A 3,024-nucleotide genomic window follows, 5' to 3' on the forward strand; every position below is an offset into this window, starting at 1 on the left:
AATAGGGAATAGGGAATAGGGAATAGGGAATAGGGAATAGGGAATAGGGAATAGGGAATAGGGAATAGGGAATAGGGAATAGAAAAGAAATTAAAGAGCTTGTGTACCTCATAAGCTTGAGAAACGCTATAATTATGAAAAATATATACCAATCTTCCCATAGGTTGCGGGTAATCAAAAAGTAGATAAAAAACTGAAACTCGCGCCTGTTAACAGTTAAGTTTTCCCTCAATACCTAAAAGCGTTAAGGTTTTTATACACAAATAAAATAGAACTGCTATATAGAGATTTGTTTGGAAATAGAAATTTAAAATGCTCTTAAAATGCTCAAAGGCTGACTATATAATTTTTCGGAGCCGTTTTCAGTAATACTTANTTAAGTTTTCCCTCAATACCTAAAAGCGTTAAGGTTTTTATACACAAATAAAATAGAACTGCTATATAGAGATTTGTTTGGAAATAGAAATTTAAAATGCTCTTAAAATGCTCAAAGGCTGACTATATAATATTTTCATAATTTTAGACTATAAAAGCACTATAAACCTTAACTTATAATGGCTTTAGCCTTGTTTTTAGGACTTAATTCCCAACAACTCTAATGTAGTTAAAGAAAAATAATTTGCATTTACACTACAAACTGTTAAATTATCAATTATCCATTATAAATATGATTGCAGAAATTATATGTGTTGGTACAGAACTACTATTAGGAGATATCCTAAATAGTAATGCTCAATTTTTAGCCCAAGAACTAGCAAGATTAGGAATAGCTCATTACTATCAAAATGTAGTAGGAGATAATCCAGAGAGAATCAAACAAGTATTAGCGATCGCCTCCCAACGCTCCCAAATATTAATTTTCACAGGAGGTTTAGGCCCGACCCCAGATGATTTAACAGTGGCCACTATCGCCGACTTTTTTAATACCCCACTTATAGAAAGACCCGAAATAATAGAAGATATTACCCAAAAATTTGCCCATCGGGGTCGCCCCATGACTGCTAGTAACCGAAAACAAGCCTTAATTCCCCAAGGTGCAAATATTTTACCTAATCCTATAGGTAGCGCTCCTGGAATTATTTGGCAACCAATCGCAGATGTAACAATAATGACTTTTCCCGGAGTTCCCACTGAAATGAAAATGATGTGGGAAGAAACTGCTGTACCTTATTTCCATAGTCAGGGTTGGTGTGGAGAAACTATCTATAGTCAGACCTTAAAATTTTGGGGTATTGCGGAGTCAACTTTGGCAGAAAAAGTAGCTCCATTACTAGAAATGAAAAATCCTACGGTTGCTCCCTATGCTAATTTTGGAGAAGTAAAATTAAGAATTTCTGCCCGTGCTGAGTCCCAAGAATTAGCAGATAAATTAATTTTTCCTGTAGAACAACAAATACGAGATATTGCTGGAATTGATTGTTATGGTATTAATGATGAGTCTCTCGCTTCAGTAGTAGGAAAATTATTGTTAGATCAGGGCGAAACTTTAGCTGTGGCAGAATCTTGTACGGGTGGAAGCTTGGGTAGTATGTTGACTTCTACTCCAGGTAGTTCACAATACTTTCATGGTGGAGTTATCGCTTATGAAAATCAAGTAAAAATTACTTTGCTAGATGTTAAGCAGGAAAATTTAATTGCTGAAGGTGCTGTAAGTCACGCAGTGGCAAAGCAAATGGCAAGTGGAGTAGTCGAGAAGCTAGGAACTAACTGGGGAATTAGTATTACTGGTATTGCTGGACCTGGAGGCGGAACTGACACTAAACCTGTGGGTTTAGTTTATATTGGCATAGCCAGATTTAAAGATGAAGTAGAAAGTTTTGAATACCGCTTCAGTCCTTTGCGAAATCGTGATTGGATTAGAAGAGTAAGTGCTTGTACAGCTCTTGACCTGTTGAGAAGAAAATTATATTCAGTCTAATGAAAGACAAAAATATGAGAAAAGTTGATTATAATTAATTCAAGGTCTGGTCTTTAGTCCATACTTTCATAAAATCAACTTATCATTGCTGAATGGTCATCTCAACCAACAGCAAAAAAAGTGTTAATATAAAAGTAAAGATAAACAAACAAAAAGCCACGATGACTATTTATTGTGGCTAAACTGTTAAAATCTTCCAATAACTTTGTCTGAAAAGGGAAGCGGCAGATCCCGCCCCGCTTACCCCTCACTATAAAAATAAAATAAATAGCTATGGTGAGAGTATCCAGCGGGAATGCGATATTAATGGATTACATTGAAAAGGTACTCGAAAAATTAAAGGAATGGACTCGCAAGCTAGTTGAGGCTTTATTAGGTCCACAGGCAGAACCAGAACCAGAACCTATTCCCATTCCAGTAAACGACCGCTCCCGTCGTTGATAACTTTACCATTCAACCTTTAAATTATTTGTTTAGTATTTTAGTTTTACATGGGCCAAATTTGAACCTCCTGGGTCTGCGGGAACCAGGAATATATGGCTCTGAAACTTTAGATAATATAAATCGACTGTTAGAGCAAGAGGCAGAATCTCTTGGAGTAAAAATCTCTGTATTACAGTCTAACCATGAAGGTGTCTTGGTGGATGCAATNCTTTACCATTCAACCTTTAAATTATTTGTTTAGTATTTTAGTTTTACATGGGCCAAATTTGAACCTCCTGGGTCTGCGGGAACCAGGAATATATGGCTCTGAAACTTTAGATAATATAAATCGACTGTTAGAGCAAGAGGCAGAATCTCTTGGAGTAAAAATCTCTGTATTACAGTCTAACCATGAAGGTGTCTTGGTGGATGCAATTCACTCAGCTAGTAGTGAGCAACACCAAGGCATAGTTATTAATGCGGGAGCATATACCCATACCAGTGTGGCCATTAGGGATGCTATTTCTGGGGTGAATATTCCCACAGTAGAAGTTCATCTCAGTAATATTTATCGTCGAGAAGAATTTCGACATCATTCTTTTATTGCACCAGTAGCTATTGGTCAAATTAGTGGTTTTGGTTCAGAAAGCTATATATTGGGACTAAAAGCAATAGTTAATTAT

4 protein-coding genes are annotated in these 3,024 nt (G+C 36.2%); all 4 read left to right on the plus strand.

Features of this window, described 5'->3' with window-relative positions; all coding sequences use genetic code 11:
- Positions 1-667: 667 nt before the first annotated feature.
- Entirely contained in the window at positions 668-1,918 is a 1,251-nt protein-coding gene (locus AFK68_RS04010) for a competence/damage-inducible protein A (protein ID WP_094671689.1), read from the plus strand.
- Positions 1,919-2,224: 306 nt separating this feature from the next.
- On the plus strand, positions 2,225-2,359 hold the full coding sequence (locus AFK68_RS43265; protein ID WP_256386479.1) for a hypothetical protein: 135 nt from the start codon (positions 2,225-2,227) through the stop codon (positions 2,357-2,359).
- Positions 2,360-2,387: 28 nt separating this feature from the next.
- A partial coding sequence (locus tag AFK68_RS04015) for a type II 3-dehydroquinate dehydratase (RefSeq protein WP_210407214.1) occupies positions 2,388-2,569 on the plus strand: 182 nt, incomplete at its 3' end.
- Positions 2,570-2,595: 26 nt separating this feature from the next.
- On the plus strand, positions 2,596-3,024 hold a 429-nt coding region (aroQ, locus tag AFK68_RS04020; protein WP_094671691.1), incomplete at its 3' end, for a type II 3-dehydroquinate dehydratase.

The sequence above is a fragment of the Hydrocoleum sp. CS-953 genome (assembly GCF_002260545.1).
GTDB lineage: Bacteria > Cyanobacteriota > Cyanobacteriia > Cyanobacteriales > Microcoleaceae > Trichodesmium.